This window comes from Bordetella tumbae, assembly GCF_054780995.1.
Genome location: NZ_BAAGVG010000015.1, coordinates 268569 through 292837 on the forward strand (window position 1 = coordinate 268569; position 24269 = coordinate 292837).

Annotated in this window: 28 protein-coding genes; 23 read left to right on the forward strand and 5 right to left on the reverse strand. The window is 66.7% G+C overall.

Annotation, left to right across the window (positions count from 1 at the left end; translation table 11 throughout):
* Positions 1-92 precede the first annotated feature (92 nt).
* Complete coding sequence (locus tag ACYVI2_RS13595) at positions 93-2372, forward strand: helicase-related protein (protein WP_013391793.1); 2280 nt, start codon at positions 93-95, stop codon at positions 2370-2372.
* A gap of 59 nt (positions 2373-2431) precedes the next feature.
* Here the strand turns inward: ACYVI2_RS13595 and arsH are convergent, their stop codons facing one another.
* Genes arsH through ACYVI2_RS13620 form a run of 5 tightly spaced genes read right to left on the reverse strand, consistent with a single transcriptional unit; the run spans position 2432 to position 5490 of the window.
* Entirely contained in the window at positions 2432-3154 is a 723-nt protein-coding gene (gene arsH / locus ACYVI2_RS13600) for an arsenical resistance protein ArsH (RefSeq protein WP_013391794.1), read from the reverse strand.
* The gene (arsC, locus tag ACYVI2_RS13605) at positions 3147-3569 is read right to left on the reverse strand and encodes an arsenate reductase (glutaredoxin) (RefSeq protein WP_013391795.1); all 423 of its coding nucleotides are present in this window, start codon (positions 3567-3569) and stop codon (positions 3147-3149) included. The genes arsH and arsC overlap by 8 nt, the downstream gene beginning before the upstream one ends.
* Positions 3570-3585: 16 nt before the next feature.
* The gene (gene arsB, locus ACYVI2_RS13610; RefSeq protein WP_013391796.1) at positions 3586-4662 is read right to left on the reverse strand and encodes an ACR3 family arsenite efflux transporter; all 1077 of its coding nucleotides are present in this window, start codon (positions 4660-4662) and stop codon (positions 3586-3588) included.
* 10 nt (positions 4663-4672) lie between these two features.
* Positions 4673-5167 carry an arsenate reductase ArsC gene (locus ACYVI2_RS13615; protein WP_013391797.1) on the reverse strand — a complete coding sequence of 165 codons (495 nt, stop codon included), beginning with the start codon at positions 5165-5167 and terminating at the stop codon, positions 4673-4675.
* Positions 5168-5169: 2 nt separating this feature from the next.
* Positions 5170-5490, reverse strand: coding sequence for an ArsR/SmtB family transcription factor (locus ACYVI2_RS13620; RefSeq protein ID WP_016445103.1), 321 nt, complete (start codon positions 5488-5490; stop codon positions 5170-5172).
* Between the two features lie 168 nt (positions 5491-5658).
* Here ACYVI2_RS13620 and pilL2 point away from each other — a divergent pair, with 168 nt between their 5' ends.
* The 22 genes from pilL2 (at position 5659) to ACYVI2_RS13730 (ending at position 24267) form a co-directional block, all read left to right on the forward strand.
* Positions 5659-6225 carry a PFGI-1 class ICE element type IV pilus protein PilL2 gene (gene pilL2, locus ACYVI2_RS13625; protein WP_013391799.1) on the forward strand — a complete coding sequence of 189 codons (567 nt, stop codon included), beginning with the start codon at positions 5659-5661 and terminating at the stop codon, positions 6223-6225.
* On the forward strand, positions 6222-6866 hold the full coding sequence (locus tag ACYVI2_RS13630) for a hypothetical protein (protein WP_013391800.1): 645 nt from the start codon (positions 6222-6224) through the stop codon (positions 6864-6866). Before pilL2 ends, ACYVI2_RS13630 begins: the two co-directional genes overlap by 4 nt.
* Before the next feature lie 14 nt (positions 6867-6880).
* Complete coding sequence (locus ACYVI2_RS13635) at positions 6881-7606, forward strand: TIGR03759 family integrating conjugative element protein (RefSeq protein ID WP_013391801.1); 726 nt, start codon at positions 6881-6883, stop codon at positions 7604-7606.
* Positions 7588-8178 carry a transglycosylase SLT domain-containing protein gene (locus tag ACYVI2_RS13640; protein ID WP_013391802.1) on the forward strand — a complete coding sequence of 197 codons (591 nt, stop codon included), beginning with the start codon at positions 7588-7590 and terminating at the stop codon, positions 8176-8178. Before ACYVI2_RS13635 ends, ACYVI2_RS13640 begins: the two co-directional genes overlap by 19 nt.
* A complete protein-coding gene (locus ACYVI2_RS13645; protein WP_013391803.1) occupies positions 8175-8714 on the forward strand; it encodes an integrating conjugative element protein in 540 nt (179 codons plus the stop codon). The genes ACYVI2_RS13640 and ACYVI2_RS13645 overlap by 4 nt, the downstream gene beginning before the upstream one ends.
* A gap of 4 nt (positions 8715-8718) precedes the next feature.
* Positions 8719-10917 carry a type IV conjugative transfer system coupling protein TraD gene (gene traD / locus ACYVI2_RS13650; RefSeq protein ID WP_415818636.1) on the forward strand — a complete coding sequence of 733 codons (2199 nt, stop codon included), beginning with the start codon at positions 8719-8721 and terminating at the stop codon, positions 10915-10917.
* A complete protein-coding gene (locus ACYVI2_RS13655) occupies positions 10914-11663 on the forward strand; it encodes a TIGR03747 family integrating conjugative element membrane protein (protein ID WP_013391805.1) in 750 nt (249 codons plus the stop codon). The genes traD and ACYVI2_RS13655 overlap by 4 nt, the downstream gene beginning before the upstream one ends.
* Before the next feature lie 98 nt (positions 11664-11761).
* On the forward strand, positions 11762-12145 hold the full coding sequence (locus ACYVI2_RS13660) for an integrative conjugative element protein, RAQPRD family (protein ID WP_013391806.1): 384 nt from the start codon (positions 11762-11764) through the stop codon (positions 12143-12145).
* Positions 12142-12375, forward strand: a complete 234-nt coding sequence (locus ACYVI2_RS13665; protein WP_003050225.1) for a TIGR03758 family integrating conjugative element protein — start codon at positions 12142-12144, stop codon at positions 12373-12375. Before ACYVI2_RS13660 ends, ACYVI2_RS13665 begins: the two co-directional genes overlap by 4 nt.
* Positions 12376-12391: 16 nt before the next feature.
* Positions 12392-12751 carry a TIGR03745 family integrating conjugative element membrane protein gene (locus tag ACYVI2_RS13670; RefSeq protein WP_003090173.1) on the forward strand — a complete coding sequence of 120 codons (360 nt, stop codon included), beginning with the start codon at positions 12392-12394 and terminating at the stop codon, positions 12749-12751.
* Positions 12752-12762: 11 nt separating this feature from the next.
* Complete coding sequence (locus tag ACYVI2_RS13675) at positions 12763-13161, forward strand: TIGR03750 family conjugal transfer protein (protein ID WP_003050133.1); 399 nt, start codon at positions 12763-12765, stop codon at positions 13159-13161.
* Entirely contained in the window at positions 13158-13850 is a 693-nt protein-coding gene (locus tag ACYVI2_RS13680) for a PFL_4703 family integrating conjugative element protein (RefSeq protein ID WP_003116810.1), read from the forward strand. Before ACYVI2_RS13675 ends, ACYVI2_RS13680 begins: the two co-directional genes overlap by 4 nt.
* Positions 13847-14758, forward strand: coding sequence for a TIGR03749 family integrating conjugative element protein (locus ACYVI2_RS13685; RefSeq protein WP_003116809.1), 912 nt, complete (start codon positions 13847-13849; stop codon positions 14756-14758). Before ACYVI2_RS13680 ends, ACYVI2_RS13685 begins: the two co-directional genes overlap by 4 nt.
* A complete protein-coding gene (locus tag ACYVI2_RS13690; RefSeq protein ID WP_003116808.1) occupies positions 14748-16166 on the forward strand; it encodes a TIGR03752 family integrating conjugative element protein in 1419 nt (472 codons plus the stop codon). The genes ACYVI2_RS13685 and ACYVI2_RS13690 overlap by 11 nt, the downstream gene beginning before the upstream one ends.
* Positions 16147-16596, forward strand: a complete 450-nt coding sequence (locus tag ACYVI2_RS13695; RefSeq protein ID WP_003116807.1) for a TIGR03751 family conjugal transfer lipoprotein — start codon at positions 16147-16149, stop codon at positions 16594-16596. The genes ACYVI2_RS13690 and ACYVI2_RS13695 overlap by 20 nt, the downstream gene beginning before the upstream one ends.
* Positions 16596-19490 carry a conjugative transfer ATPase gene (locus ACYVI2_RS13700; protein WP_013391807.1) on the forward strand — a complete coding sequence of 965 codons (2895 nt, stop codon included), beginning with the start codon at positions 16596-16598 and terminating at the stop codon, positions 19488-19490. The genes ACYVI2_RS13695 and ACYVI2_RS13700 overlap by 1 nt, the downstream gene beginning before the upstream one ends.
* 13 nt (positions 19491-19503) lie before the next feature.
* Positions 19504-20268 (forward strand): DsbA family protein, encoded by a 765-nt coding sequence (locus tag ACYVI2_RS13705; RefSeq protein WP_003116805.1) that lies wholly within the window; start codon positions 19504-19506, stop codon positions 20266-20268.
* A gap of 175 nt (positions 20269-20443) precedes the next feature.
* Entirely contained in the window at positions 20444-20938 is a 495-nt protein-coding gene (locus ACYVI2_RS13710) for a JAB domain-containing protein (RefSeq protein WP_003116804.1), read from the forward strand.
* A 163-nt stretch (positions 20939-21101) separates the two neighbouring features.
* Positions 21102-21548, forward strand: a complete 447-nt coding sequence (locus tag ACYVI2_RS13715; RefSeq protein ID WP_003116803.1) for a TIGR03757 family integrating conjugative element protein — start codon at positions 21102-21104, stop codon at positions 21546-21548.
* 83 nt (positions 21549-21631) lie between these two features.
* Entirely contained in the window at positions 21632-22495 is an 864-nt protein-coding gene (locus ACYVI2_RS13720) for a TIGR03756 family integrating conjugative element protein (protein WP_425439547.1), read from the forward strand.
* Positions 22496-22504: 9 nt separating this feature from the next.
* Positions 22505-23899, forward strand: a complete 1395-nt coding sequence (locus ACYVI2_RS13725; RefSeq protein WP_013391809.1) for an integrating conjugative element protein — start codon at positions 22505-22507, stop codon at positions 23897-23899.
* Positions 23896-24267, forward strand: coding sequence for a hypothetical protein (locus ACYVI2_RS13730; protein WP_013391810.1), 372 nt, complete (start codon positions 23896-23898; stop codon positions 24265-24267). Before ACYVI2_RS13725 ends, ACYVI2_RS13730 begins: the two co-directional genes overlap by 4 nt.
* Positions 24268-24269: the final 2 nt, after the last annotated feature.

The following is a 24269-nucleotide window of genomic DNA, read 5'->3' on the forward strand; positions in this document are numbered from 1 at the left end:
CCTCAGCCACGCGTCGATTCTCTTCCCACCACGGGGCATGCCATTGCCCCGCTGGGGGTGGTGCATGCCCCATTTTTCTTTGGAGCATCACCATGTCCCTCGATCTCGAAACCACTGCCGCTGAATCCGCGCCCGTACAGGGCGAACTGCTCGACGCGGAATCTTCCCCTCTGACCCTGAGCCTTCAGGATTTTGTCGGCGAGTTCGGCGACGAACTACTCGACGCCCTCAACAGCGCTAATCCGCCGGTCTATACCGGCCAACCGCAGGCGCACCGGCAACTGGTGGTCGCCAGCCTCAAGCGCAAGCTGTTCCCAGCCCAGGCCGAAGTCGTCCACGCCGCCGCCGAGCTGCTGATCGACCGTGGCGAACGTGCTGCGATCGTCAATGGCGAGATGGGCTGCGGCAAGACGACCGTCGGCATTGCCACGGCCGCCGTGCTCAACGCCGAAGGCTATCGCCGCACTCTGGTGCTGTCGCCGCCCCACCTGGTTTACAAGTGGCGGCGCGAGATCCAGGAGACGGTGGCCGGTGCCAAGGTGTGGGTACTCAACGGGCCGGATACGCTCGTCAAGCTCATCAAGCTGCGCGAGCAGTTGGGCGTGCAGCCCACGGGCCAGGAGTTCTTCGTCCTGGGGCGCGTCAGGATGCGGATGGGCTTTCACTGGAAGCCTGTCTTCACCACGCGGCGCACCCGCCACGGCGACGTGGCGGCCTGCCCGGACTGCGGCACGGTCATCACCGACCTCGACGGCGAGCCGGTCAACCCGATCGCGCTCCAAGCCGAGGAGTGCCGCAGGAAGTGCGGCCACTGCGCCGCGCCCCTGTGGACACTGATCCGCCCGCGCAGTCTGTCCGGCAGCGACCAGTCCTCGGCCGTGCTCAAAGCCTTAAAGCGCATACCGACCATCGGAGAGGTCACCGCGCAGAAGCTGATGCAAAAGTTCGGTGACGGGTTCCTGGCGTCGATGCTCGGCGACAACATCCATGAGTTCATCAACCTCATGGATGGCAACGGCGAGCTGGTGTTTTCCGACCGTCAGGCCACGCGCATGGAACGTGCGATGGCCAACATGGAGTTCGGCTTTGGCGAGGGCGGCTATCAGCCGTCCGAGTTCATCAAACGCTACCTGCCGCAAGGCACGTTCGACCTGCTCATCGCCGATGAGGCACATGAGTACAAGAACGGGGGCAGTGCCCAGGGCCAGGCCATGGGCGTGCTGGCGGCGAAGGCTCGCAAGACCTTGCTGCTGACCGGCACGTTGATGGGCGGCTACGGGGACGACCTGTTCCACCTGCTGTTCCGAGCCCTTCCGGGGCGGATGATCGAAGACGGCTACCGCCCGACCACGAGCGGCAGCATGACCTCGGCTGCGATGGCGTTCATGCGCGATCACGGGGTGTTGAAGGACATCTACTCCGAGAGCACCGGCACGGCGCACAAGACGGCCAAGGGCACCAAGGTATCGGTGCGCACGGTCAAGGCCCCGGGGTTTGGCCCCAAGGGCGTGCTGCGCTGCATCCTGCCGTTCACGATCTTTCTCAAGCTCAAGGACATCGGTGGCAACGTCCTGCCGCCGTATGACGAGGAGTTCCGTGAAGTCGCGATGGACACGGCGCAAGCCGCGGCCTACCGCGATCTGGCGGGTCGGCTGACCGCGGAGCTGAAACAGGCTCTGGCGCGACGCGATACGACCTTGCTGGGTGTGGTCCTCAACGTGCTGCTGGCCTGGCCGGATTGCTGCTTCCGGTCGGAGACCGTGGTGCATCCGCGCACGCGCAACACCTTGGCGTTTGTCCCGGCTCAGTTCAACGAGTTCGAGATCAGCCCCAAGGAGCGTGAGCTGATCGACATCTGCAAAGCGGAGAAGGCGCAGGGCCGCAAGGTTCTGGCCTACACGGTCTATACCGGCACGCGGGACACCACGTCGCGCCTGAAGGTGCTGCTGGAGCAAGAAGGCTTCAAGGTGGCGGTGCTGCGCGCAAGCGTGGATGCCAGCCGCCGCGAAGACTGGATCGCTGAGCAACTGGATCGTGGCATCGACGTGCTCATCACCAATCCCGAGCTGGTCAAGACGGGATTGGACTTGCTGGAGTTTCCGACGATCGTGTTCATGCAGTCGGGCTACAACGTGTACTCGCTCCAGCAGGCGGCACGCCGCTCCTGGCGCATCGGGCAGAAGTTGCCGGTGCGCGTGATCTACCTCGGCTACGCCGGTTCTTCGCAGATGACCTGCCTGGAACTGATGGCCAAGAAGATCATGGTCTCGCAGTCCACCTCGGGCGACGTGCCCGAATCGGGGCTGGATGTCCTGAACCAGGATGGTGATTCCGTCGAGGTCGCACTGGCCCGGCAACTGGTCGCCGCCTGAACTTCACGCAATGCCGACGACCGAGAGGTCGTCGGCTCTTTTTTCAGCGCCTCGCAGCGTCAAATTGCACCTTGCCGTACACGCCTGGACAGTGATTCAGCGCTTTCCTTGCGCTCGCTGTAACGATCCACCAGATACGGCGCCACGTCGCGCGTGAGCAGCGTGAACTTCATCAGTTCTTCCATCACGTCCACCACGCGGTCGTAGTAGGCCGAGGGCTTCATGCGTCCGGCCTCGTCGAACTCCTGGTACGCCTTGGCGACCGAGGACTGGTTCGGGATGGTCAGCATCCGCATCCAGCGGCCCAGCACGCGCATCTGGTTGACGGCGTTGAACGACTGCGAGCCGCCCGATACCTGCATCACCGCCAGCGTCTTGCCCTGGGTCGGGCGCACCGCGCCGACCGACAGCGGAATCCAGTCGATTTGGGTCTTCATCAGGCCGGTCATCGCGCCGTGGCGCTCCGGCGAACTCCACACCATGCCCTCGGCCCATTGCACCAGTTCGTGCAGTTCCTTGACCTTCGGGTGATCGGCCGGCGCATCGTCCACCAGAGGCAGCCCGGACGGATTGAACAATCGGGTCTCGCCGCCCAGCGCCCGCAAGATGCGTGCGGCTTCTTCGGCTGCGAGGCGGCTGAACGAGCGTTCGCGCAGCGAACCATAGAGCAGCAGGAAGCGCGGCGCGTGCGTGGCCCGTGCCGGCGCGAACAGATGTTCGGTGTCCGGTTGCTGGAACAGCGCCGTGTCGATGTTCGGCAGGTCGAGACGAGATTCAGACACGGCGGCCGTCCTGATCGACCACCGGCTCGCCGTCTTCCTTGTTGAACGCGCCGCGCTGCGGCTGCGGCAGCAGGTCGAGCACGGCTTCCGAAGGCCGGCACAGGCGCGTGCCTAGCGGCGTGACCACGATAGGCCGGTTGATGAGGATGGGATGCTGGAGCATGAAGCCGATCAGGTCGTCGTCGCTCCACTTCGGGTTGCCCAGGTCGAGGTCGGCATAGGGCGTGCCTTTCTCGCGCAGCACGTCTCGCACCGGCACGCCCATCGCCGCGATCAGCGCCTGGAGCGTGTCGCGGTCGGGCGGCGTTTTCAGGTACTCGATGATGGTCGGTTCCTCGCCGCTGTTGCGGATCAGGCCCAGCACGTTGCGCGAGGTGCCGCAGGCTGGGTTGTGGTAGATCGTGATGGTGCTCATGGATGCCTCTTGGAGGTTACGAAGTGGTCGCGCGGCGTTCGTACCAGCCGCGTGAGCGATTGACCACGCGCACCACCAGCAGCATGACCGGCACCTCGATGAGCACGCCGACCACTGTTGCGAGTGCTGCGCCGGAATGGAAGCCGAACAGGCTGATGGCGGCGGCCACGGCCAGCTCGAAGAAGTTGCTGGCACCAATCAACGCGGATGGCCCAGCGACGCAGTGCTTTTCGCCCACCTGGCGGTTGAGCCAGTACGCCAGACCGGAATTGAAGAACACCTGGATCAGGATCGGCACCGCCAGCATGGCGATCACCAGCGGCTGCCGGATGATGGCCTCGCCCTGGAAGGCGAACAGCAGCACCAGCGTCAGCAACAGCGCGGCGATGGACAATGGGCCGATGCGTTCCAGTGCCCTGTCGAACACGGCCTGCCCCTTGCGCAGCAGCGCCCGGCGCCAGAGCTGGGCCAGGATGACCGGAATGACGATGTACAAACCCACCGACACCAGCAAGGTGTCCCACGGCACCGTGATCGACGACAGGCCCAGCAGCAGGCCGACGATGGGTGCGAAGGCGAACACCATGATGGTGTCGTTCAAGGCCACTTGCGACAGCGTAAATACCGGATCACCGCCAGTCAGCCGACTCCAAACGAAAACCATTGCGGTACACGGTGCAGCAGCCAGCAGGATCAGGCCGGCGATATAGCTGTCGAGCTGATCGGCGGGCAGCCAGTCGGCAAAGACGTGGCGGATGAAGATCCACGCCAGCAACGCCATTGAGAACGGCTTGACGGCCCAATTGATGAACAGCGTGACCCCCATGCCCCGCCAATGCTGGCGCACCTGGCCAAGCGCGGCGAAGTCCACCTTCAGCAGCATGGGGATGATCATTACCCAGATCAGCAGGCCGACCGGCAGGTTGACCTTGGCAATCTCCATGCGGCCGATGGCCTGGAATGCGGCGGGCGCGAACTGGCCCAGAGCGATCCCCGCGATGATGCACACCGCCACCCATAGCGTCAGGTAACGCTCAAAGCCGCTCATGGCGGAGTTTGCTGGCGCGGGGCCGGCAGTATCGGTTGCGCTCATCGGGCGGGCCTCACTGGCGGCCGATGTCGCGCAGTTCACGCTGCAACGACATGGCATCGAGACTCTTGATCGGAAGCGACAGGAACAACTCGATACGTCGGCGCAGCGTCATGGCGGTATCGAAGAACGCCTTGCTTTGTCGTTCCAGGGTGCCTTCCACGGCTGCCGGGTCAGGCACGCCCCAATGCGCCGACACCGGCTTGCCCGGCCACAGCGGACACGCCTCGCCGGCTGCGTTGTCGCAGACGGTGAAGATGAAATCGAACACCGGCGCATCGGGCTTCACGAACTCGTCCCAGCTCTTGCTGCGGTAGCCCGTTGTCGGAAGGTGCAGCCGCTCCAGCGTGGCGAGTGCCAGCGGGTGAACTTCGCCTTTCGGATGGCTACCTGCCGACCAGGCGTGAAACCGCCCTTGGCCCATGTCGTTGAGGATGCCTTCGGCGAGGATGGAGCGGGCCGAATTGCCCGTACAGATGAACAAGGCGTTGTAAGTGGTATCGGTCATGGTCAGCAGCAGGTCTTGGATGGAGAAACCTCGCATACGCCACCTTGGCAGCAATGCTCGGTCAGGTAACCGATCAGACCGTCCATGCGGCCGTACTCGGCGCGATAAATCAGGTTGCGGCCCTGCTGCTCGATGCTGACGAGGCCAGCATGGGCCAGTTCCTTCAAGTGGAAGGACAAGGTGTTGCGGGCCACGTCGAGCTGGTCAGCTAGCGTGCTCGGCGTCAGTCCGCCCGGGCCAGCAACGACCAAGGCGCGGAACACGCGCAGGCGCTGGGTGTGAGCCAGGGCGTTTAAGGCGGAAATGGCTTGATCCTCTTTCATGATTCGATAATACAACATTTATAGAATTAATGTGCAAACCACAGTTGGATTTGCGGGTTGCGCTATGTGTTGGACTGCAAAAGCGGGCACCCCCCAGTTCGCATTTCTGACTGACCGCGCAGCCGCGCGCAGCCAAGGTATCGGCATCGCAACAGAAGAGCCGATGCCATGCCTGCAATCCATGTATCCCGGTGTCTGGTCGGTACCAGCCTCCTGGCCGCAGCCTTGGCCAGCGGCTGCGCGACCACGCCACCGCCGCTGGCCGCCAGCACCGTCGAGGACGTCCCACCCGCGCCCGAGGCTGCACCGCCCGAGTTCATTCCCGTCGTGCGCTATGGCCGCTACACCCTGGTGGAGCTGGCGCCGATGGCGGCGCAGCGCGATCTGCTGGTGCAGACCATCGACGTGTCCATGCCCGAGGAGGTCCGCGCCACGGTCGGCGACGGGCTGCGGCATGTGCTCAAACGCAGCGGCTACCAGCTTTGCGAGACCCCGCATGCGGTGATCGAGCTGTACGCGCTGCCGCTGCCGGCGGCGCACTTGCATCTCGGCCCCATGACCTTGCGCGATGCACTGCTCACCCTGGCCGGTCCGGCTTGGGAACTGCACGCCGATGACCGGACGCGGCAGGTCTGCTTCGAGCGGCCTGGTCGCGACACCGGTGCCGAGCCGGTGTCCGAGCCGCCTGCTGCCGAGGCCGTGCAGACGTTCCCCTTTGCGGGAGGCCAGCCATGAACGCGGCACAGCCGCTCCGGCGCCCGACCGCCGCCGTGGTGTTGCAAAGCCTGCTCTGGCTTTGGCTGCTGGGTCTCAGTGTCTTCGCGATCCTGGGCCACCAGACGATGACCGATCAGGCCGACCAGCAGCAGCTCGATGTCCGGTTGCAGCGCCTCGAAGCCCAGGTGACCGGGCTGGCCGAGACCACGCGGGCCTTGCAGCAGCAGCCCGCAGCCGCCACCGCCGCAGGCCTGCAAGACGCTCGGCAGGCAATGGAGGCGCGCATCGTTCAAGCCGAACAGGCGCTGGGTGGCTATGCCACCGCCGAGGACGTTCAGGCGCTGCGTACCGAAGTCGAGCAGATCAAGGTGCGCCAAGCGACTGCGCGTGCAGCGGCGCCTACCCAGCGGCGCACCCCGAGCCAACCGGCCACCGCCAAGTCCGAACCGCCGCCGCTGCCATTTCGTGTCGTCGGCGCTGAGCTGCGCGCGGGTCAGCGCAGCGTGTCCGTCGCCCCGAGTGCCGGAGATTTCACGCCCGATCAGCTCCAGGTGCTGCTGCCGGGTGATGCGCTGGGTCCGTGGCGCCTGCAGGCGATCGAGGGCAATGCCGCGGTGTTCCAGGCCGGCGACCAGACCCGTCGCGTGGCGATTCCTTGACCGGAGCCCACCACATGAAGCCGTCGATCATCCTGTACGCGTTCCTGCTGGGCTCCATGCAGTTGCCCGCCTGGGCGCAGCAGCCCGCCACGACCCCCGCCCGCAATGCGCAGAGCCAGGAGCGCCCGCTGGCCGCCCGCATCCTGGACGACCGGGTGGCAGGCGAATGGGGCCTGCAACCGCAGGAATGGGCGCGCTATCGCGACTTGATGGATGGGCCGCTGGGCATCTACTCGCCAAATCTGGACCCGCTGTCCGCCCTGGGCATCGAGGCGCGCACCGACGAAGAACGGCGGCGCTACGCAGAGCTGCAGGTGCAAGTCGAAGCGCGCCGCGTGGAGAAGCTGCTCGCGTACCAGCGCGCCTACGACGAGGCCTGGCAGCGCCTGAACCCCGGCATGCAGCGGGTGAACCTGTCTGACGAGAGGCCAGGCGCCGCCGCTGCGCGGGGCAGCGGTCGCACGGCAGTGTTCATCAAGGACGGCTGCGCGGCTTGCGGGCAACTCGTCCAACGCCTGCAATCCTCGGGTGCCGAGTTCGACCTTTACATGGTCGGCAGCCGCCAGGACGATGCGCGCATCCGCGACTGGGCCAAGCGCGCCCAGATCGACCCGGCCCGGGTGCGCAGCGGCGGCATCACGCTCAACCACGACGGCGGCCGCTGGCTGTCGCTGAGCCTGCCCGGCGATTTGCCTGCGGTTGTGCGCGAAGTGAACGGCCAATGGCAACGCCAGCCGTAACGGCGCTGCTGCGCGCACTGGCGCTCACTGCGGGCCTGTTCGCCTGCGCCGCCCATGCCCAGGAGGTTCCGCCACCGGCCTACCAGCTTGCCGCACAGCGCGCGGGCATTCCCTCGACGGTGCTCTACGCCGTGGCCTTGCAGGAGAGCGGCATGCGACGCAATGGACGCATCGTCCCATGGCCGTGGACCCTGAATGTCGCCGGCCAGTCGCGGCGCTTCGCCACCCGTGCCGATGCCTGCGCCGGTTTGCAGCAGGCGATGCGATCTACGCCACCCACGCGCATCGACGCGGGCCTGGGCCAGATCAACCTGGGCTACCACCCGCACCGCTACACCCATGCCTGCGACTTGTTGGACCCGTACCGCAATCTCGCCAGCGCCGCCGAGATCCTCAAGGAGCAGTACACCCCCGGTGAAGACTGGCTGCTGGCCATGGGCCGCTACCACCGGCCCGCGGGCGGTGAGCCTGCCGCCCGCTATCGACGCAGCGTATCCCGACACCTCGCCCGCGTGCAGGGCACGCACTCAATCGCCACGGCGCGAGCCGTGCGTCAGGAGTCGACCCCATGACGAAACCGCTCTGGACCCTGCGGGGCCTGCTCGCGCTGCTGGCGGCGCTGCCGTTGGTCGCGCATGCCGCCGAACCGCTGATCGTGGTCGAGGACCGCGGCGGCGCGTCGGCGCTGCCGTACTACGAAGCGCTTAACCTGCAGCCACGCGCCAACAGCGCGTTGCGGCCTCCCATTCCGACGCCGCAGATTCCCGCCACCCCCGCTGACGAGGCAGCGATGCTGCCGGTACGCAGCGCGAAGCTGATGCCCGGCTTCGTCGCGCGGCGCGTGATCGAGGCACCGGGCCTGCGGCCTTTCGTGGTCATCGGCGACGATGAGACCTCGCAAGCCTGGCTGCGCCGTCACGCGGCGTCGCTGCACGACCGCGGCGCGGTCGGCCTGGTGGTCAATGTCGAGACCGCGCAGGCTTTGGCGCGGTTGCGCGCACTGGCGCCTGGCGTGCCGATGGCCCCCGTGGCCGGCGATGATCTGGCCGAACGCCTGGGCCTGCGGCACTACCCGGCGCTGATCACGGCGACCGGCATCGAGCAATGAGGCCATGTCGGGGAAACAGCCCGTCGAAGTCCTGTTGCGCCCAGCGGTGGAGCTATACACCGTCGCGGCATGTGCGGGCGCCGCGTTTCTGTCCCTGGTGGCCCCGTGGTCGCTCGCGCTGAGCCCAGCCATGGGCGTCGGTGCCGCACTGGCGTTCGGCGCCTATGGCGCGATCCGCTACCGCGATGCGCGGGCGATCCTGCGCTACCGCCGCAACATCCGGCGCCTGCCGCGCTACGTGATGACGAGCAGGGACGTGCCGGTCAGCCAGCAGCGCCTGTTCGTGGGGCGCGGTTTCCTGTGGGAACAGAAGCACACCCACAGGCTGATGCAGACGTACCGGCCGGAATTTCGCCGCTACGTCGAGCCAACACCGGCATACCGGCTGGCGCGACGCCTGGAGGAGCGGCTGGAGTTCGCACCGTTTCCACTGTCTCGCCTCGTACGGCTCACGGGCTGGGATGTGTCATTCAACCCCGTGCGGCCACTGCCACCGGTAGGCGGCCTGCCGCGATTGCACGGCATCGAACCCGACGAGGTCGACGTCAGCCTGCCACTGGGTGAGCGCGTCGGCCATTCGCTGGTGCTGGGCACCACGCGCGTGGGGAAGACGCGGCTGGCCGAGTTGTTCGTCACCCAGGACATCCGTCGCACGAATGCAGACGGTGAGCATGAGGTCGTGATCGTCATCGACCCCAAGGGCGACGCGGATCTCTTGAAACGCATGTACGTCGAAGCCAAGCGAGCGGGTCGCGAGGGCGAGTTCTACGTCTTTCACCTCGGCTGGCCCGAGTTCTCTGCACGCTACAACGCGGTGGGGCGCTTCGGACGCATCAGTGAAGTCGCCACGCGCATTGCCGGGCAACTCTCCGGCGAGGGCAACAGTGCAGCGTTCCGCGAGTTCGCATGGCGCTTCGTCAACATCATTGCGCGCGCATTGGTGGAACTGGGGCAGCGCCCGGACTACATGCTGATCCAGCGGCACGTAATCAACATCGACGCGCTGTTCATGGAGTACGCCCAACACTACTTCGCCAAGACCGAGCCCAAGACCTGGGAGGTGATCGTCCAGATCGAGGCCAAGCTCAACGAGAAGAACATCCCAAGGAACATGATCGGGCGCGAGAAGCGTGTGGTGGCGCTGGAGCAATACCTCTCCCAGGCGCGCAACTACGACCCTGTGCTCGATGGCCTGCGCTCGGCGGTGCGCTACGACAAGACCTACTTCGACAAGATCGTTGCATCGCTGCTGCCGCTGCTGCCGCTGCTGGAAAAGCTCACCAGCGGCAAGATCGCCCAACTCCTGGCGCCGAATTACTCCGACCTGTCTGACGCGCGCCCGATCTTCGACTGGATGCAAGTCATCAGGAAGCGCGCCGTGGTCTATGTCGGCCTGGATGCGCTGTCGGATGCTGAAGTCGCCGCGGCGGTCGGCAACTCCATGTTCTCCGACCTGGTGTCGGTAGCCGGGCACATCTACAAGCACGGGATCGACGACGGCCTGCCGGGTGCCTCGGCTGGCACGCGCATTCCCATCAACGTCCATGCCGACGAGTTCAACGAACTGATGGGCGACGAGTTCATCCCCCTTATCAACAAGGGCGGCGGTGCCGGGCTGCAGGTGACCGCGTATACGCAGACGCTCTCGGACATCGAGGCCCGCATCGGCAACCGCGCGAAGGCCGGCCAGGTGATCGGCAACTTCAACAACCTGTTCATGCTGCGGGTTCGGGAAACCGCCACCGCGGAATTGTTGACCCGTCAATTGCCCAAGGTGGAGGTCTATACCACCACCATCGTCTCCGGCGCGACCGATGCCTCGGACATCCGCGGGACGACGGACTTCACCAGCAACACGCAAGACCGCATCAGCATGTCGAGCGTGCCGATGATCGAGCCATCCCACGTCGTCGGCCTGCCCAAAGGCCAATGCTTCGCGCTGCTGCAGGGTGGTCAGCTCTGGAAGGTCCGGATGCCACTGCCAGCGCCTGACCCCGATGAAGTGATGCCGGCGGACTTGCAGCAACTGGCTGGGTACATGCGTCAGAGCTACAGCGAGGCCACGCAATGGTGGGAGTTCACCAGTTCCCCAGCCTTGCAGGAGGCTGCCTTGCCCGACGACCTGCTGGATGACGCCGCTCCGGCCGAGCCTGACGCGGTGGCCACCGGCGCCGACGACAGCACCGGCGAGGCCGCACCATGAAGGATGCCGCCTCGACCGCGCAGCGGGAGCAGAACCAGCGCCAGGGGCTGATCGTCGGCACCATCACCTTGCCGTTCAGGCTGCTCGGGGTGCTGATCGGTTCGCTGCTGTTCTCGATCGTGGTGGAGTGCGTCGGCATGCACCTGTTCTGGAAGGACCAGGGCTGGCGCCACTCCCAGCAGATGCTGCAGTACGAACTCGGGCACCTGTCGAACCACTTCACGCGCAGCGTGGTGGTGCAGGAGCCCGGGCGCACGGCGCACGAGCTGGTGGATACCGGGTACGGGTGGGTGTTCGTGCGCTCGGGGTTGCTGGAGCGCATGAGCCAGACCGCCGAGCGCGCCCGTGCGCCCAGCCGCGAGCCGACGCGCAACTTCCGCTATTACATCAGCCAGGCCTATGTCTGGGCCGAGAGCTACCTGATCGCCGCGGCCTTCACGACGCTCACGTTCCTCGTGCGCCTGCTGGTCCTGGTGCTCACGCTGCCGCTGATCCTCACTGCGGCATTCGTCGGCCTGATCGACGGCCTGGTGCGGCGGGACGTGCGGCGGTTCGGCGCGGGCCGGGAATCCGGCTTCATCTACCACCGCGCGAAAGCGAGCCTGATGCCGCTGGCCGTGCTGCCCTGGATCACCTACCTCGCGCTGCCGATCTCGGTGCATCCGCTGCTGATCCTGCTGCCCAGCGCAGCCTTGCTGGGACTGGCCGTGAGCCTGACCGCGGGCAGCTTCAAAAAGTACCTCTAGGCCATCAATCCGGTCGCTTCCGGGTTCCTATTGTTTGCGGCCTGAAACAGCCCTGATCTCCACGATCAACCCATTGCTGATCACACAGGAATGGCGCGATGTTGGCTTCGATCTGGCTGCGCGCCGCGCATCGCGGCGTGCCCACTTTTCTCGTGACGGCCCTCGTGCTGGGCCGGTCCCCGATGGCCTTGGCCGAGTCCCCGGCGCAGCGCCAGGAGTTGGTCGCCGCGCTGCGCCAGCTCGACGCGCTGGAACGCACCGTCGCGGACAGCGCCGCGCATACCCCCATCACACCGGGCGAGCGCTACCACTTCGATTACCCGCGGCTCCAGGCTGACTTGGCGCGCGTGCGCGCCGGCATCCAATTTCACCTGACGCCATCGCGCGCTCAACCGCGCGCCCCCTCCGAACTGGCCGGCGAATACCGCACCGAACGGGCGACCGAGCCGCTGCCGGCGACGACTGCGGAGGGCAAGCAATGAACGGCGCCCAGGTCTCGGCATTTCAAGCCAACAGCGGTATCGCGCCTTCCGCGATGGCGACCGTTCTGGTCGGCGTCGTGTTCGCGGTCCTGCTCGTGTGGGGCGTCTGGGCCATCCGAACGGCCTACGTGGGGTGGTCCGAGAGCCGCCTCAACCAGCGCCAGTTCCTCGGCGTCTGCATCCGCTTCGTCGCGATGTACCTCGTCCTGAGTTTCTTCCTTCTGTCCTGACCTGAAAGGCCCGACCATGCACAACCGCAACCTCACTTCCCGTTTTGCCCAGCGCGCCGCCGTGGCCCTGGGCGCCGCCGCGCTGCCGGCGCTGTCGTTCGCGCAAGGTCTGCCGCAATTGGAGAACCCCACGCGCGGCACCGGCAACGGCATCATGGAGACGATCCGCAACTACGGCTACGACATCATCATGCTCGTGGCCCTGCTGGTGGTGGCGTCGATGTTCATCGGCGTCTGCTACCACGCCTACGGGACCTACGCGGAGATCCACACCGGCCGCAAGACGTGGGGCCAGTTCGGCCTCACGGTCGCTATCGGCGCCGTGCTGCTTGTGATCGGCATCTGGCTGCTCACCGAAGCCACCGGCATCCTGTAAGCGAGGCCGGTATGTCCGAGCAGCAGCACGTCCGTGCGGACGGAACGGTCACCTTCCTTCCGCACCGGCTCAACCGCCATCCCGTTGTGGTGCGCGGCCTCACCGCTGACGAACTCTGGATTTGCTGCGGCCTGTCCGGTGCCGCCGGCCTGCTGGTCGGCGCGCCGCTGTCCTGGGTGTTCCGCACGATCGCGCTGGCGCCGACCTTCGTCGTCCTGGGCGTGGCGCTCGGCGTCTTCATCGGCGGCGGCATCCTGCGCCGCCTCAAGCGTGGGCGTCCCGACACCTGGCTGTATCGGCAACTGCAATGGCGCATCGCCACGCGCCATCCGCTGATGGCCGGCTGGGTGGGTGGCCATGTGCTGATCTCGCGCTCGGGCTTCTGGTCCACCCGCAGGAGCATGCGATGAGCCGCTTCAAAAACGAGATCACCCACCTGCAGGCGCACATCAAGACCTTGCGGCTGGCCGCGGGCGCGCTGGTCGTCGTCGCCCTGGTCATGGGCGGCGGCTGGTGGAGCGCGCCGCGCGACCTGACCATCCACGTCCCGCCCGACCTGCGCTCTGGCAGTACCCGCAAGTGGTGGGAAGTGCCGCCCGAATCGGTCTATGCGTTCACGTTCTACGTGTTCCAGACGCTGAACCGCTGGCCAACCAATGGCGAGGAAGACTACTCGCGCAACCTCCACACGCTCTCGCCGTACCTCACCCCGTCCTGCCAGGCCTTCCTGCGGGCGGACTATGACTACCGCCGCTCCACGGGCGAGCTGCGTCAGCGCGTGCGCGGCATCTACGAGATTCCCGGCCGCGGCTATGGCGACGACCCCACGGCGCGCGTGCGCACCGTGTCCGATCGCGACTGGGTGGTGACGCTGGACATCACGGCGGACGAGTACTACGGCGCCGAGCAGGTCAAGCGCGCCCTGGTGCGCTATCCGATCAAGGTCACGCGGGTGGACGTCGATCCCGCCCGTAACCCGTTCGGCCTGGCGCTGGACTGCTACGACGGCGCGCCCCAGCGCATCAGTGCACCGGAGCCGACGCGCCCGGCGCCGAGTGGCCTGTCTCCGCAAGCGCCTCAAGGAGGAAACACCCCATGAAGCACCCTGTACTCGCGCTGCTGGGGCTACTGGCCGTGGCCGCGGCACCCGTCGCCCATGCAGTGGAAATCCTGCGCTGGGAACGCATGCCACTGGCAGTGCCGCTGAAGGTCGGTCAGGAACGCATCGTGTTCATCGACCGCAACGTGCGCGTGGGCGTGCCCGCGGGCGTGGGCGAACGCCTGCGCGTGCAGAGTGCGGGGGGCGCGGTGTACCTGCGCGCCAGCGAGCCGATCGAGCCCACGCGGTTGCAACTGCAGGACGCCGACACGGGCGCGCTGATCCTGCTGGACATCGCAGCCGAACCACCCAAGGACGGGGAAGCCGAGCTGGAGCCGGTGCGCATCGTCGAGGGTGACAGCGCACCGGGACGCTATGGCGAGCAGGCCGACAGTGCCGAGGCCCCGGCACGCGCCCAGGGCCAAGCAGGTGCGCGGACCGCGCGGCGCGAAACTCCGGTCCCTGTCGTGCTGACGCGCTTCGCCGCGCAGAACCTCTACGCACCGCTGCGCACCGTCGAGCCGCTTCCGGGCGTCATGCGGGTCAACCTGCCCCGCGACCTCGACCTGGACACACTGATGCCAACGCTGCCCGTGCGCGCGGTCGCACTCGCGTCGTGGCGCCTGGAGGACCAGTGGGTCACTGCCGTGCGCCTAACCAACGGCAGCGGCGGCTGGATCACGCTCGACCCGCGCGTGCTGCAAGGCGATTTCCTCACCGCCACCTTCCAGCACGAGGCGCTGGGCCCGCGCGGCACGCCCGAGGACACGACCGTCCTGTACCTGGTCACGCGCGGCCGCGGTCTCGCGCAGTCGCTGCTGCCGGCGATTCACCGCTTCGACCCGGCCGTGCATCTGCCGCAGCCGGACGGCGACGAGAACACCAAGGAGGCCCGCCATGCGCAGTAACGGCCTGCTCAAGTGGCTGATGATCCCTGTTGCCATCCTGGTGCTGTTCGTCGGTATCCGGCTGTTCTCGGGTGGAGGCAGCACGGCGCCACCCGCGGCGGACAACGGCGCCCAGCTCACGCCCGATGAAATGAAGGCGCTGGGCATCGAAGGCGACACCCCGCGCGACACCGTGGCGACGCTCGTTGCCCAAGTGAAGCAGTTGCGCACCGAGCTTCAGACCGCGCTCTCGGACAACAAGTCGCAGCGTGAAGAGAACCAGCGACTGCGCCAGCGCGAGAACTCCATCGACCAGCGCATCAACTCGGCGCTCGAATCCGAGCGGTCCAACCTGCGCCGCGACCAAGAGCAGGCGGCCAGCGCGCGCCAGCAGACCGAAGGGCTGCTCGCCGACCTGCAGCGGCGTCTGGACAGCATCGGCGGGCGCGGCGGCGGCCATGCGGACCTGCCCGTGGGCCTGGGGCTGCAGGGCGGCGACGAGGCAGGCATGGAGGGCGGCGTGCGGTGGGTCGAGCCGGACGACGCAAAGCCCGCCGAGGGGCGCAACGGGGGGCGTGGCGCGAGCGGCGGCATGAGCTTCCCCACGAGCTTCGGCCCGGCGCAGAGCACGCTCGAAACCACTGCGGAAACCGTGGCCAACGCGGGCGCCCGCGCCGCCGGGGTCAAGAGTGCCAAGCCGGTCTACACCGTGCCGACCAACTCCACGCTCATGGGTTCGGTCGCCATGACAGCGCTGATCGGCCGCGTGCCGATCGACGGCACGGTCAACGATCCCTATCCGTTCAAAGTTCTGGTCGGGCCGGACAACCTGACCGCCAATGGCATCGACATTCCCGACGTGGCCGGCGCCGTGTTCAGCGGCACCGCTTCGGGCGACTGGACGCTCTCGTGCGTGCGCGGCCAGGTGCGCAGCATCACGTTCGTCTTCCACGACGGCACGATTCGCACGATCCCCGAAGACCGCGAGGGCAACCAGCAGAACAACCAACAGCGCGATGGCTTGGGCTGGATCAGCGATCCCCACGGCATTCCTTGCGTCAGCGGCGAGCGGCGCAGCAACGCCCAGCAATACCTCGGCTCGCAGGCCCTGATCACCGCGGCCGGCGCCGGTGTGGCCTCACTCATCGAGAGCGACAGCGGCCGCATGTCCTATGTCGGCTCGGACGGCTCCATCGGCACCGTGGGCATCACCGGCCAGGAAGCGGTCGGCCAGATTCTGGCGGGCGGCGTGCGGGACATGTCGGCCTGGGTCAACAAGTTGTACGGCCAGGCGTTCGCCGCCGTCTATGTCCAGCCCGGCGCCAAGGTTGCCGTCCACCTCGAAAAGCCGCTCGCCATCGACTTCGATCCCGAAGGCCGCAAGGTCGATCACCGCGCAGGAGAAAGCCATGCACTCGAACTTGACTAACCTGGCCCGTGGCCTGGCACTGGCCCTCGCCGTCGCGGTGCTTGGCGGCTGCGCCACCAGCAAGGAAAAGCTGCTGACCCACGGTGACCGCACGATGATGGACATCTGGCAGCAGGAGGCCGGCGACGGCGGTGGCGCAGCCGGACGGAACGCCGGCCGCCAGCTGCTCGATGCGCGCCAGAGCCTGCGTCGGCCCCTGACCGACGCCGACGTGCAGGTCGCACCCGTCGAGCAGATGCGCTACACGCGCACCGCGCGCAATGAGGTCCACCGCCAGTTCCAGCGTCTGCCCAATCCCGATCTCGTCATGTACGTGTATCCGCACCTGGCGGGCACGGACCCCGTGCCGGTGCCGGGCTACACGACGGTCTTCCCGCTCAACCAGCGCATCCAGTACGCCATGCCAGGCGAGCGCGTGGAGGCCTACTGATGCGGTGGAAACTTCCCTGGCCTAAGCCGGCCGCGCCGAAGCTGGCCGCATCCGGCGCTGGTGATGATGAGCAGCCGGACGGCTGGCAGCGCCACGTCGAGGCCTTGCGGCAGGTCGGCATCCCCGAACCCGGCTCGGCAGTCCGGGGCCGCAAGCCGGCGACGGAGGCCGACGAGCAGGCGCTGTACGACGTCGCACCGTCCTTCGTGGAACTGCTGCCCTGGGTGGAGTTCTTGCCCGAGTCGAAATCGATGCTCCTGGAGGACGGCCAATCGGTGGCCGCCTTCTTCGAGCTGGTGCCGCTGGGGACCGAGGGCCGGGAACCCGGCTGGCTCGCGCACGCCCGCGACGCCTTAGAAAACGCGCTCCAGGACAGCTTCGATGAACTGGACGAGAACCCCTGGGTGTTGCAGCTCTACGCCCAGGACGAACCGAGCTTCGACCAGTACATGCAGACGTTGCGCGACTACGTGCAGCCGCGCGCCCGTGGCACGGTGTTCACGGAGTTCTACCTGCGGTTCTTTGCCCACCATCTGCGCGCGGTGGCCAAGCCCGGTGGCTTGTTCCAGGACACGGTGGTCACACGCTTGCGCTGGCGCGGCCAGACGAGGCGTGTGCGCATGGTCGTCTATCGCCGCGTGACCGGACAAGGACAGGGCCAGGCAAACCGCCGGGGCCAGACACCCGAGCAGATGCTGAACATCGTCTGCGACCGCCTGTGCGGCGGGCTGGCGAACGCCGGCATCCAGGCTCGCCGCCTGGGTGCGGCAGACGTCCATGACTGGCTGCTGCGCTGGTTCAACCCGCGTCCGACGCTGCTCGGGCCTGGGGTCGAGGACCGGGAGCGCTTCTATGCGTTCGCGCGCTACCCCGCCGACACCGAGGCTGGCGAGATCGAACTGGCGAGCGGGCGGGATTTTAGCCAGCGGCTTTTCTTCAGCCAGCCACGCTCGGACGTGGAGCATGGCACCTGGCACTTCGACGGCATACCGCACCGTGTGTTGGTCACTGACCGGCTGCGCATGCCGCCCGGAACGGGACACCTGACTGGCGAAACCCGCAAGGGCGATGCGATCAACACGCTGTTCGATCAGATGCCCGAGGACACGACGATGTGTCTGACCATGGTGGCGACGCCCCAGGACATTCTCGAATCGCACCTGAACCACCTGGCGAAGAAGGCAGTCGGCGAAACACTGGCATCGGAGCAGACGCTCAAGGACGTGCAGGAGGCGCGCTCGCTCATCGGCAGCGCGCACAAACTCTACCGCGGCACGCTGGCCTTCTATCTGCGCGGACGCGACGAAGCCGAGCTTGACCGGCGCGGTCTGGACCTCGCCAACGTGATGCTCAACGCGGGGTTGCAGCCCGTTCGCGAGGACGATGAAGTCGCGCCGCTCAACAGCTATCTGCGCTGGCTACCGTGCTGCTACAACCCCGCGCAGGATCGGCGAAACTGGTTCACCCAACTGATGTTCGCCCAGCATGTGGCGAATCTCTCGCCGGCGTGGGGTCGCAGCCAGGGTACGGGCCATCCGGGCAACACGTTCTTCAACCGCGGTGGCGGGCCGATCACGTTTGATCCGCTGAACCGCTTAGACAGGCAGATGAATGCCCATCTATTCCTGTTCGGCCCCACCGGCTCGGGCAAGAGCGCCACGCTCAACAACCTGCTGAACCAGGTCACGGCCATCTACCGGCCGCGCCTCTTCATCGTGGAAGCCGGCAACAGCTTCGGGCTGTTCAGCGACTTCGCCAGGCGCCTGGGCCTGACGGTGAACCGGGTCAAGCTGGCCCCCGGATCGGGCATCAGCCTGGCACCGTTCGCGGATGCCCGCCGGCTGATCGAAACACCCAGCGACGTGCAGACGCTCGATGCCGATGCGTTGGACGAAGACCTGCCACCGGATGCCTCGGTCATGGAGGCAGACGAACAGCGTGACGTGTTGGGCGAGTTGGAGATCACGGCACGGCTGATGATCACCGGCGGCGAGGACAAGGAGGAAGCCCGGATGACGCGGGCCGACCGTTCGCTGATCCGCCAGTGCATCCTCGACGCCGCCGAACACTGCGTGGCTGAGAAGCGCACGGTGCTCACTCGCGACGTGCGCAACGCGCTGCGCGCCCGCGGTCAGGACTCGACGCTTCCCGAGATGCGGCGCATGCGGCTGCTGGAGATGGCGGACGCGATGGACATGTTCTGCCAAGGCACCGATGGCGAGATGTTCGACCGCGATGGCACGCCGTGGCCCGAGGCCGACATCACGCTGGTGGATCTGGCGACCTATGCCCGCGAGGGCTACAACGCGCAGCTCTCCATCGCCTACATCAGCCTGATCAGCACGGTGAACAACATCGCCGAGCGCGACCAGTACCTGGGTCGTCCGATCATCAATGTGACCGACGAAGGCCACATCATCACGAAGAACCCGTTGCTCGCGCCCTACGTCGTGAAAATTACCAAGATGTGGCGCAAATTGGGCGCCTGGTTCTGGCTGGCGACCCAGAACATCGACGACCTGCCGCGTGCCGCAGAGCCCATGCTCAACATGATTGAGTGGTGGATCTGCCTGTCGATGCCGCCCGATGAGGTCGAGAAGATTGCACGCTTCCGTGAACTCTCACCAGCGCAGAAAGCGCTGATGCTTTCTGCGCGCAAGGAGGGGGGGAAATTCACCGAGGGCGTGATCCTGTCGAAGTCGATGGAAGTGTTGTTCCGCGCGGTGCCGCCGAGCCTTTACCTCGCGCTTGCGCAGACCGAACCCGAGGAGAAGGCCGAGCGCTACCAGCTCATGCAGCAATACGGCTGCACCGAGCTGGAAGCCGCCTTCAAGGTGGCCGAGAAGATCGACCAGGCACGCGGCATCGAGTCGCCCGCCTTGGAACTGTCGTAAGCCGGAGAACGCCATGGAACACAAACATCCTTCCATCCCGATGCAGGTGCAGGCGTTCCGCCGTCGGCGCTGGGGGACCCGCTGGCCGTGGGCGTTGGCTGCAGTGCTGGTTGCGCTGCTGCTGATCTGGCTCGTGTCCCGTTCGCCAGGCGGGTCCACACCTCAGACTTCGGCGCCAGTCAGCGAGACACAGGTGGCAGGGCCTCCGTGGCAGATGGGCAATCCGGAAGGTCGTTTCACACTGACGCTGTACGCGGACCTCGAATGCCCGTTCTGCCGGTCCTATTTCCCTGTGCTCAAACGTTGGGTGGCCGGCAATGCCGACGTGGCCTTGCAATGGCACCACCTGCCGTTGGCCGCACATGAACCGGCCGCTTCTGCCGAAGCGCGTCTGGCGGAATGCGCCGGCGAAGCCGGCGGGCATGCCACCTTCTGGCAAGCCGTCGAGTGGGTATATGCCCACACGCGCAGCGACGGCCAGGGCTTGCCCGAGGACCTGCGCTACCCCGACCTGACGCCAGCCATCGAGCAGTGCATCGCGAGCGAGCGGCCCGACGCGGCGATTCGTACCCAAACTGCGGAAGCCACGAACAGCGGCGTGACCGCCACGCCGTCGCTGCGGCTGCACGATCGCGAAAGCGGCAAGGCGATCCTGCTGCAGGGTCCGATCGAGGGCGATGCCTTGCTGTCAGCCATGGACATGCTCGCCGCCGGCGATCCCGCCACCACACCCACATCGGAAATGCCTGCCGACGTCGTCGGCGACATGCCCAGGTAGCCCCGGTCTTCAAGGCTACGGCGCAGTCCGCTGCGCTGACCGCAACCCGTTCGCCTCGCGTCCTGGCCGCGAACGATCACCGCTACCGCGGTGATGGATGCACCTTGTTCGTTCCCCAGGAGGGCTTGCCCTCCCAGGGCGCGCGCCCTCCGATCTCACCGTCTGGAGGTTCGCCATGTCTTTCGTCGTCAATGACTCCTACCTGGAGTCGCTTTCCGCCATCGCTACCCAACACGAGGACTGGATCATCCAGCAAGCCATCGTGCTGCTGGAGAGACGGATCTTCAAAGCTGGACCGTGCCTCAGCCGACCGGCCGCTGTGCGGGACTACCTGCGTCTGAAACTGGTCGCTGAGCCCAATGAGATATTCGCCGCTGTGTTCCTGGACAGCATGCACCAGGTGCTGGCCTACGAGCCGTTGTTCAGGGGCACGATCAACTCGACATCGGTCTATCCGCGTGTCGTCGCGCAGCGTGTGCTGGAGTTGAATGCCGCCGCGGTGGTCTTCAGCCACCAGCACCCCTCGGGCATCTCCGAACCGTCGAGCGCGGATCGCATGCTGACCCAGCAACTGCAGGTCGCGCTGGCGCTCATCGATGTGCGGGTACTGGACCACATCATCGTCGGCCAGGGTGCCCCGTTCTCCTTTGCGGAGTCCGGCCTGCTGTAAAGGTTGCACTGCTTCGTTGATCAGCGCGGAGGCTTCGGCCTCCGCTTTTTCTTCGCAGCGACGCAAGCAGGTATGCGGGGTGGCCGCGATGCGCATTGTTTGTTGGGGCCGCGTGGGGTTCGGCGTTTGACTATGGCCCTGATCAACTTCCGGGGCGCATGACATGCCAGCAGCTTTTACCCGGTTCGCACCAGGCTGGCGAACCCTTGGCCTGGCCGTGGCGCTGCCGGCATCTCTGGCCGTGTTCAGCCCGGCCACCTTCGCCGCCGACGTGGTGGTCGTCACCGACAGCCGCCACCCGGTCAAGACCGCCGGCGGCGAGCGGCTGATCGAGTTGGACGAAGCGCCCCGGATCGAGGCCGAGCTTTCCGCGGATCTGCCGGCCGACCCCGAGCGGGCAGCAGCCATCGTCCGGCAACGACTGAACCAAGGCGGCACCGATCTTCAGCGCCGCATCGGCACCGCCTACCAGGGCGTCGCCGATGCATGGAGCCTGGGCGTCGCCGCCATCCCGGCCGTCGTGGTAGATCAACGCTATGTGGTCTATGGCGAGCCGGACGTGGCCCGGGCGGTGTCCCGCATCGAGCAGTACCGGAGGACGCAGCCGTGACCCATCGCCCATTCGACTTGCTGCGCCGCCTGCGCGTCGCCGTGGCCTCGCTGCTGTTGGTCAGCGCCACCGGCAGCTACGCCCTGAACACCGCCACCATCGTGTCCTCCGTCATGTCGCCGGACTGCCTGGAATACCGGGTGGTGGGCATCTGCTACTGGCTCTACTGCACCTGGACGGGCTGCACGGTGCGCACGTCCACCAAGGTCCGGCACTACGTGCCCGATGCGGTCGTCTCCAGCTACAGCAACACCGGGGAGAACCCCTGGGTCGAAGTGCAGGCGATGAGCACGCCCAACCCATCCGCACAGGCAGGTGGGGATGGGACCACGAACGAAGACCACGAAAACAACCTCGCCAAATTCAAGAACAGCGATGTCATCGGCCATCCTGGCGGCGAGGTATTCAACCAGTTCGCATCGTCGTCGGGCTATTTCTGCCAAGGCGCGGGCACGGCCTTCATGCCGTATCTACTCAGCACGCTGGACACGCTGGCTTGGCGCTACAACGTGCCTGAAATGGCCTACCCGGAGGCGTTGATTCCGGGCATGCGCGAGGTCGGTGCGCGCACCACGATGAATCTCTGGGGCAACGTCTATCCGCGCGGCGGCTTCCTGCACCAGACCGACGACCAAAAATCCGGGGCTGTGGTGGCCCAGCGCGCGGGCGATGTCGTCACGCGCCGCGGGCAGATCCACGTGTACCAGCCGCTGCTTGCCAACGCCCGCGACGGCTACTGGCCGGCCGGCGAGCTGATGGAGGGTGATGCCTCTACGGGCAAGTGGCAGGAGCTGACGCCGCGCCTGTCCAACACCTGCGTGGTGTTCCCGCACAGCGGCACGCTGACCCAGGCCCAGCAAGGCGACTACGCCTGGGCGCTGTGGCGTCCCTATGCGTGCTGCGAACGCCGCGGTCAGGTGTTCCTGGGCAGCGTCGATTTCCTCTGAGGTGCCACGATGAAGCGTCCTGAACCGATGAACCTTTCCGCCAAGGCGTGCCGCCTGCTGCGCCCGACGGCGCTGGCCGGCACGCTCGCTCTGGTCTGCGGCATGGCGTGGGCGCAGGTCGGATACCAGAACAGCGGCCCCGTCCTCGGCGATGACGTCATGTACTCGATCGGCGGTGGCAGTGCGGTGTCCATGGGCCGCGCGGCCGGCATGCGTTCCATCGGGGTCGGCGTGGGGTGGAACAGCAACCTGATCTGCGGCGACATGAGCATCCAGACCACGCTGCGCAATCAGCTTAACGGCATCACGAACGGCTTTCAGCAGATCATGAGCAACGTGATCCAGAGCGCGACCAGCGCGGTTGCATCGCTGCCGGCGCTGATCATTCAGCGCGCCGATCCGGGCCTGTACAACCTGCTGACTAACGGCGTGCTGCAGGCGCGGCTGGACTTCGACCGCTCCAAGCTGACGTGCCGCGCCATGGCGGAGAAGATGGCCGAGACGGCGGGTGGCCAGCTTGGCTGGAGCCAGATGGCCGAAGGCATGGCCCTGCGTGACGCGGTTGGCAGCAACGATGCCGTATCGGCCGTCGAGCAGGCCGAGACGCGCCGCGGCAACGACGGCGTGCCCTGGGTGGGCGGCAGCAATGCCGGTGGCGCGGGCCAGTCCGCCATCCGGGTGGTCGGCGACGTCACCCGCGCGGGCTACAACCTGGTCAACGGTCGCGGCGTGACGGACACCTCCTCCATCGCGTCCACCAGTTGCGCGAGCCTGTCCTGCCAGACCTGGACGTCGCCGCAGCAGGCGACCGAATGGGCCACGCGCGCCCTCGGAGAGCAGGTGCAGCGCACGTGCGACTCCTGCACTAAGACCGAGACGGTGCCCGGCGTCGGGCTGACGCCGCTGATCCAGGAGGAGTACGAAGCCAAGCTGGAGGTCTTGCAGGAGCTGGTTTCCGGCACGCGTAATACCACCTTCGAGAACTTGCGCGAGGCCGGCAGCACGTCGCTGCCGATCACCCGCGGCGTGATCGAGGCGCTGCGCGACGAGCCGGACCAGGACCTGCTGGCGCGGCGCCTCGCGTCCGAAGTGGCGCTGTCATCGGTGCTGGAGAAGGCGCTCCTGCTCCAACGCACGCTGCTCACGGGCAAGAAGGAGCCCAACGTCGCAGCCAACGAACTTGCGGTGCAGGCCGTGAACCATGAGAGCGACACGCTCGACCGGGAGATCCGCAACCTGAAGACGGAATTGGAGCTGCGGCGCGAACTGGCGAACAACTCGCCGATGGCCATCATCCAGCGCCACGGCACGCGGGCGGCCGGCTCGCGCGGCATCTACGAGGGCGATCCGGTACCCGACCGCCTTGACCAGTTGCAGAAGGGCAATCCCGGAGCCAGGCCATGAACGCGGAGCGCATGGCCTGGCGCCCCTTGCGCTGGCTCTTCAGCCGGCGCGCGGCGACGGCGCTGCTGTGGGCGGTGGTGCTCGTCGCCGCTGCGGTGGGTGCCAACATCGCCGGCATCTACCTGGTCGGCAGCGTGGCCGGATGGGAGCGGTGGCTCGCGGCCGCATCGGGCTACTTCTTCGTGTGGCGGCTGTGTCTGTACGGGGCCACGGTTTACGGGTGGCTCTGGATGCGCCGCCGGCTGCTGGCGCGCGAAGACCAGGACGGGGCAGATGGGCAGGCACGGCGCCGCCTGATGCGCAGCGAGATCGCGGGCGTCGTCGCCATCGTCGTGCTGGAAGCCAGCTTGTTGATGCAGGCCGCTTGAGG